Origin of the sequence: Isoptericola sp. NPDC060257 (assembly GCF_042726645.1) — a bacterium.
Lineage (GTDB): Bacteria > Actinomycetota > Actinomycetes > Actinomycetales > Cellulomonadaceae > Isoptericola > Isoptericola nanjingensis.
In genome coordinates, this window is the sequence record NZ_JBHXAW010000263.1 from 1 (window position 1) to 6,237 (window position 6,237).

General features: G+C 73.7%; 8 protein-coding genes. 5 read left to right on the plus strand and 3 right to left on the minus strand.

Annotated elements, in window-relative coordinates:
• Window positions 1-154 precede the first annotated feature (154 nt).
• Window positions 155-505, minus strand: a complete 351-nt coding sequence (locus tag ACFWEK_RS17490; RefSeq protein WP_430554848.1) for a YciI family protein — start codon at window positions 503-505, stop codon at window positions 155-157.
• Window positions 502-888 carry a YciI family protein gene (locus ACFWEK_RS17495; protein WP_430554849.1) on the minus strand — a complete coding sequence of 129 codons (387 nt, stop codon included), beginning with the start codon at window positions 886-888 and terminating at the stop codon, window positions 502-504. Before ACFWEK_RS17495 ends, ACFWEK_RS17490 begins: the two co-directional genes overlap by 4 nt.
• 218 nt (window positions 889-1,106) lie before the next feature.
• Between ACFWEK_RS17495 and ACFWEK_RS17500 the strand changes: the two genes are divergently transcribed.
• Genes ACFWEK_RS17500 through ACFWEK_RS17510 form a run of 3 tightly spaced genes read left to right on the plus strand, consistent with a single transcriptional unit; the run spans window position 1,107 to window position 3,646 of the window.
• Window positions 1,107-1,967 (plus strand): ABC transporter substrate-binding protein, encoded by an 861-nt coding sequence (locus tag ACFWEK_RS17500; RefSeq protein ID WP_430554850.1) that lies wholly within the window; start codon window positions 1,107-1,109, stop codon window positions 1,965-1,967.
• A gap of 15 nt (window positions 1,968-1,982) precedes the next feature.
• On the plus strand, window positions 1,983-2,876 hold the full coding sequence (locus ACFWEK_RS17505; RefSeq protein ID WP_430544992.1) for an amino acid ABC transporter permease: 894 nt from the start codon (window positions 1,983-1,985) through the stop codon (window positions 2,874-2,876).
• Window positions 2,873-3,646: an amino acid ABC transporter ATP-binding protein gene (locus tag ACFWEK_RS17510; RefSeq protein WP_430544993.1), complete on the plus strand. Its 774-nt coding sequence runs from the start codon at window positions 2,873-2,875 to the stop codon at window positions 3,644-3,646. Before ACFWEK_RS17505 ends, ACFWEK_RS17510 begins: the two co-directional genes overlap by 4 nt.
• 22 nt (window positions 3,647-3,668) lie before the next feature.
• Here the strand turns inward: ACFWEK_RS17510 and ACFWEK_RS17515 are convergent, their stop codons facing one another.
• Entirely contained in the window at window positions 3,669-4,703 is a 1,035-nt protein-coding gene (locus ACFWEK_RS17515; protein WP_430544994.1) for an SDR family oxidoreductase, read from the minus strand.
• Between ACFWEK_RS17515 and ACFWEK_RS17520 the strand changes: the two genes are divergently transcribed.
• On the plus strand, window positions 4,672-5,550 hold the full coding sequence (locus tag ACFWEK_RS17520) for an NAD(P)-dependent oxidoreductase (protein ID WP_430544995.1): 879 nt from the start codon (window positions 4,672-4,674) through the stop codon (window positions 5,548-5,550). The genes ACFWEK_RS17515 and ACFWEK_RS17520 overlap by 32 nt on opposite strands.
• A 116-nt stretch (window positions 5,551-5,666) precedes the next feature.
• On the plus strand, window positions 5,667-6,237 hold a 571-nt coding region (locus ACFWEK_RS17525; protein WP_430554851.1), incomplete at its 3' end, for a phospholipase effector Tle1 domain-containing protein.

A 6,237-nucleotide genomic window follows, 5' to 3' on the forward strand; every position in this document is an offset into this window, starting at 1 on the left:
GCCAGGTGCGCGCCGCCGCCTCGAACGCGTCCGCGAGACCGTCCTCGGCCAGCTCGAGGCGGCGGTACCGCGCGACGAGCAGGGCCAGGAGCCGGCCCCACTCGTCGCGCATGAGGTCCTCGAGGACCGTCACGGGCGTCCCTCCACGGGTCCCCTACCCGGCCACGGCCGGCCGCAGCTCGACCGTGAGCTCGTCCGGGAGCAGCCGCGCGAGCTCGAGGGCCGTGCCCAGGTCGGGCACGTCGACGACGTAGAAGCCGCCGAGCTGCTCGGCCGCCTCGGCGTACGGGCCGTCGGTGACGGCGCGGTCGCCGTTCGTCCCCGGGCCGAGCGTGCGGGCGGTGCCGGGGTGGCCGAGGCCCTCGCCTGCGAGGACCTCGCCCCGCTCCGCGACGGCGGAGTCGAACGCCTCCAGCCGGGCGTCGAAGCGCTCGCGGTGCGCGTCGTCGGCGGCGCCCCAGATCTCGTAGTGGTTCGGCTGCGTGAGCAGGACGACGACCTTCATGCGTCCCCCTCCTCGTGGTCGACGGCGGCGCGCACCTCGACGACGCCGTCGGCGTCGCCGCCGCCGGTCGAGCCGACGAGGGTGGCGCTGATCTGGAGCAGGTCGTCGAGGTCGTCCGACTCGACGAGGTAGAACCCGGACAGCTGCTCCGCCGTCTCGGCGAACGGGCCGTCGGTGACGACCACCCGGCCCACGCCGTCGCGGGAGACCTGCTTGGTGGTGCGGGAGTGCGTCAGCTCGGCACCGCCGGTGATGCGGTGCCCGCGCTCGGCGAGCAGCCGGGCGAACTCCTCGTGCTTCGCGTAGACGGCGGCGCGCTCCTCGGCGCTCGCGCGTTCCCAGACGTCCTCGACGCCGGGCAACAGTACGACGTACGTGGTCATGGTCCCATCGTCCTTCCTCGTGGCGGGTCGTACACCTGCTCGTACACCTGGATGACGCGCGAGGACCGTGCAGTTCGACAACCCGGGGAAGATCGACAACCGCGCCGAGGTTCCTCTGTGACGACCGCCATGCCACATGGACCCGCGGTCGGCATAGGCTCGTCGGCGGCGTGACCCGCTCCGTCCTCGTCGGTCCCCCACGTCGGAAAGGCTCCACCGTGCGCACCTCCCGTCCTGTCCTCGCGGTCGCTCTCGCGTCGGCCGCCACGCTCGCGTTCGCCGGCTGCTCGTCGTCGGACGACGGCGACGGCGCGCCCGCGGCGTCCGGCAGCGCGACCGACTGCACGCCCGAGGGGATGCAGACCCTCACCGACGGCACGCTGACCGTGGGCGCCAGCGACCCGTTCGAGCCCTGGTACGTGGGCGAGCCGAGCAGCGGAGAGGGCTTCGAGTCGGCGCTCGTGTACGCCGTCGCGGACGAGCTCGGGTTCGCGAAGGACGACGTCGAGTGGACGTCGGTCACCTTCGAGCAGATCATCAGCCCGGCCGTGAAGACCTTCGACGTCGCCGCCTACCAGACGACGATCACCGACGAGCGCAAGAACGCCGTCGACTTCTCCAGCCCCTACCTGACCAGCCGCCAGGGCGTCATCGTCGCCGACGAGGGCGAGTTCGCCGACGCCGCGAGCCTGGCCGACCTCGAGGGCGCGAAGATCGGCGTCACCGCCTCGCAGACATCGCTCGCCGTCGCCGACGCCGCGTGGGGCGACGACGTCGAGGTGACACCGTTCAACGCCGCCGGCGACGGCATGACCGCCCTGAGCTCGGGCACCATCGACGCCATGGTGATGGACGTCGACCAGGGCGTCGCCGCCTCGACCGTCTACTTCCCCGACACGCACGTGATCGGCACGCTGCCGCCCGTGGGCGAGCCGGAGCAGCTCGGGCTCGTGCTCGACAAGGGGTCGTCGCTCACCGCGTGCGTCTCGGCCGCCGTCGACACGCTCGAGGAGGACGGCACGCTCGACGAGCTGCGGACCACGTGGCTCAAGTCGGACGACATCACCGAGCTGTCCTGACGCGGTGAACGACCGGTGACCGGGCCCGCGACGACGCCGACCGGCGGCTGGCAGCCGTCGGAGCGGGCGCGCGCCCGCGCCGCGTACCGGCGGGCGCAGCACCGCCGGGCCCTGCTGGTGGCGGGCGTCGCGACCGTGCTGGTGGTGGCGGCCGTCGTGTACGTCGTGACGACGGCGCCCGGCTGGGAGCGGGCGCGCGAGGCGTTCTTCTCCCCGGAGCGGGCGTGGGAGGTGCTGCCCGAGGTCGCGGCGGGGCTGTGGCTCAACCTGCGGGTGTGGGTGGTGGCGAGCGTCGTCGCGCTGGTCGTGGGACTCCTGATCGCGGTCGTCCGGACGTCGCGGGTGCCGGCGCTGTTCCCGCTGCGGATCCTCGCCGTCGGGTACGTGGACGTGTTCCGCGGCGTGCCGCTGCTGCTCGTGCTGCTGCTGGTCGGCTTCGGCCTGCCCGCCCTGCGGCTGCCGTGGCTGCCGGTGAGCGCGGCCTTCCTCGGCGGCCTGTCGATCGTGGTCTGCTACACGGCGTACCTCGCGGAGATCTTCCGGGCGGGCATCGAGGCGGTGCACCCGTCGCAGGTGGCCGCCGCCCGGTCGCTGGGGCTGACCCGCGGGCAGGCGGCGCGGCGCGTCGTGCTGCCGCAGGCGGTCCGCAACGTCACGGCGCCCGTGGCCAGCATGCTCGTGTCGCTGCAGAAGGACTCCGGCCTCATCTCCATCCTCGGCGCCGTCGACGCGATCCGCGCCGCCCAGATCGCCACCACCGGGGACTACAACTTCACGCCGTACGTCGTCGCGGGCCTGCTGTTCATCGCGATCTCGATCCCGCTCACCCGGCTGGTCGACGCCTGGTCGGCGAGGCAGGGCTGGCGCGGCGAGCTGCGCGGCGTCGCGGGCGCGGGGGCGATCCGATGACCGCGTCCCCGGGCGCGCCGCTCCTGGCGCTGCGCGACGTGCGCAAGTCCTTCGGCACCGGCGCCGACCGCAAGGTCGTGCTCGACGGCGTCGACCTCGACGTGGCCGAGGGGTCGTGCGTCGTCGTGGTCGGGTCGTCCGGCTCCGGCAAGTCCACGCTGCTGCGCGTCGTCGACCTGCTCGAGGAGGTCGACGACGGCCAGGTGCTGCTCGACGGCGAGGACGTCGCCGACCCGTGGGTGGACGCCGACGCCGTCCGCGCCCGCCTCGCGATGGTGTTCCAGCAGTACAACCTCTTCCCGCACCTGCGAGTGCTCGACAACGTGACCCTGGCGCCGCGCGTCGTGCACAAGGTGCCGCGGGCCGAGGCCGAGGCGGCCGCGCTGGCGATGCTCGAGCGCGTCGGCCTCGCGGACAAGGCGCGCGCGTACCCCGACCAGCTGTCGGGCGGGCAGCAGCAGCGCGCCGCCATCGCCCGCGCGCTGGTGAACGGGCCCGAGCTGCTCCTGCTCGACGAGGTGACGTCCGCCCTCGACCCCGAGCTGGTGGGGGAGGTGCTCGAAATCCTGCTGTCCCTGCGTAGCGAGGGCGTGGCGGGGCGGCCGACGACGATGCTCGTCGCCACGCACGAGATGGGCTTCGCGCGCGAGGTCGCCGACGAGGTCGTCTTCCTGCACGCCGGGCGCGTGCACGAGCGGGGCACGCCCGAGCAGGTGCTCGGGGACCCGCAGGAGCAGCGCACCCGGGAGTTCCTGCGGCGGCTGGGCTGAGCCCTGGCCGCCCGATGCGCCGTTACTGGAGGCCGAAACCGCCGTCGGTCGTCAGGACCTGTCCGACGACCCACGAGCCGGGCGCGGAGACGAGCCAGCCGATGAGGCCCGCAGGGTCGGTCGGTTCGCCCCAGCGGCCGAACGGCGTGGCGCGACGGAGCGCGTCGAGCTCCTCGAGGGGACGATCCGTGGACTCGGGGTCCAGATACCCGGTGTTGACCGGGCCAGGGTTGACCGTGTTGAGGACGATGCCCAGGTCCTGCAGTTCGGCAGCGACGGTAGCGGTGACGCCCGCGAGCGCAGCCTTGGAGGCGGCGTAGGCCACCTCACCCCGCATCGCGCCCTGTTGCTGGCCCGAGGTCATCCAGACGACCTTGGGCGCGGTGCGGGGGTCCGACGGCGCAGTCCAGGTCACCCGTTCCCCCGGTCGAGCCCTGGGAGCGTCCTTCCGGTGCTCAGCCGCGAACCGTCGGGTGAGGAACAAGGTCGAGCGGGTGTTCGTCTCCCGGAACGCGTCGAGGACCTCGGCAGACATGTCGAGGACCGACCCGTCGCCGCCACTACGCGCGTGGTTGCACACGAGGACGTCGAGAGTGCCGGTCAGGTCCCGTGCGGCGTCGACGAGGGCGTCGATCTGCTCGGGGTCGCGAAGGTCTGCGCCGGCATCGCCGCTCAGGGCCGAGCCGCGGAGCGCGCCGCGTACACCGGCGCGCACCTCGTCGAGGTCGTCGCCGCCCCAGGGCTGGTGAGCATCGTGCGGGGCGAAGTGGTGGATGAAGACGCTCGCCCCGAGCCCAGCGAGCTCGCGAGCGACGGCGTAGCCGATGCCCTTGCGCCGGGAGACGCCGGTGACGAGCGCGGTGCGGCCGGCGAGCGGGAGGTCGTCGTGGTGCATACCCGCACCTGAGTGACCTCGGTCCAGCCGAAATCGAGCCGGACAGCTCGGGGCGGCGGCGCTCGTTCGACCTACCCTGGGGCGTGCCGGGTCGTGGTGACCACCGGCGACCGTGGCGAAGGGGGCAAGGATGCAGGGCACGTCGATCGGGTTCGTCGGCACGGGGCCGATGGGGGCGCCGATGGCGCGGAACCTGCTGGCGGCGGGGTTCGACGTCGCGCTGTGGAACCGGACCGCCGCGCGGGCGGAGGCGGTCGCCGAGGGCGAGCCGCGCGCGACGGTCGCCGCGACGCCGGCGGACGCGGCGCGGCCGGTGGTCGTGGTGATGCTGCCGGACCTGCCGCAGGTGCGGGACGTCGTCGACCGCCCGGACGGGCTGCGGGCGGGCTGGCGCGCAGCGGGGACCACCGACCCGGTGCTGGTCGTGATGAGCACGGTGAGCCCGGTCGAGGTCACCGCGTGGGCGGAGGAGCTCGCGGCGGACGGCATCCGCCTGGTGGACGCGCCCGTGAGCGGCGGCGTCGAGGGCGCCGTCGCGGGCAGCCTGAGCATCATGGCGGGCGGCGCGGACCACGACCTGGCCGCCGTCCGGCCCGTGCTGGAGGCGATGGGCTCGACCGTCCGCCACCTCGGTCCGGTGGGCGCGGGGTCGCTCACCAAGACGTGCAACCAGATCGTCGTGGGCGGCACGCTCAACGCCCTGGCCGAGGCGGTCGCCATCGCACAGGCCGGCGGCCTGGACCTCGCCACGGTCCTCGAGGTGCTGGGCGCCGGGCTGGCCGGCTCGCAGGTGCTCACCGACAAGTCGCGGCGCTACCTCTCGGGCGACTACGCGGACGGCGCAGCGTGCCGCACCCAGCTCAAGGACCTCGAGTTCGGCCTCGCGGTCGGGCAGCGGCTCGGTGTCGACACGACCCTGACGGCGGTCGCCCGCGACCGGTACCAGCGGATGGTCGAGCGCGGCGACGCCGAGCTGGACCACAGCGCCGTCATCCGCGTCGTCGTCTGACCCCTTTCATGACGCCGCCCACGACGCCGTCGGTGGACGGACGTCGCACGACGACGTGAACGCTCGGCGTATCAGCGTCGCCCCGCCACCCTCCGAGGTACATGGAGGGGACGACGATGAAGCGACTGGTGCTGTGCTGCGACGGGACGTGGAGCCACGCGGTGAACCCGCAGGTGTCCAACATCGAGAAGCTCGCGCGGTCCGTGCTGCGCTCCGGAGGGAGCGCTGATCCGGACGTCGAGCAGATCGTCGGCTACGTGGCGGGCGTCGGCGCCCGCGGCTACCTGGTCGACCAGCTGCTGGGCGGCGCGTTCGGCTACGGGTTCACCCGCAACGTGGTGGACGGCTACCGGTTCCTGGCCATGAACTACGAGCCCGGTGACGAGATCGTCGTCCTCGGCTACTCCCGCGGGGCGTACACGGCGCGCAGCGTCGTGGGGATGCTGTCGCAGGTGGGCCTGCTGACCGTGGACGCCCAGGACGCCGGGCTGCTGTGCGAGGCGGAGCGCGTCTACCGCCTCAAGCCGCCGACGGCGCGCCGTGTCGCGCGGGCGCAACGCACCGTGGCCCGCACCAGGCCCGGATCGTGGCGCCGCCGGCGGGCGGAGGCCGTGCTGCGGCAGGTCGACGAGGTCCGGGCGGAGAAGAAGGCGTTCCGCGCGGAGCACGGGATCGAGGTCCCGGTCC

What these genes read in the sequence shown, in the direction of transcription:
- ACFWEK_RS17490 (WP_430554848.1), bottom strand. Translation starts at nt 505, where the DNA reads ATGAAGGTCGTCGTCCTGCTCACGCAGCCGAACCACTACGAGATCTGG.
- ACFWEK_RS17495 (WP_430554849.1), bottom strand. Translation starts at nt 888, where the DNA reads ATGACCACGTACGTCGTACTGTTGCCCGGCGTCGAGGACGTCTGGGAA.
- ACFWEK_RS17520 (WP_430544995.1), top strand. Translation starts at nt 4,672, where the DNA reads ATGCAGGGCACGTCGATCGGGTTCGTCGGCACGGGGCCGATGGGGGCG.
- ACFWEK_RS17510 (WP_430544993.1), top strand. Translation starts at nt 2,873, where the DNA reads ATGACCGCGTCCCCGGGCGCGCCGCTCCTGGCGCTGCGCGACGTGCGC.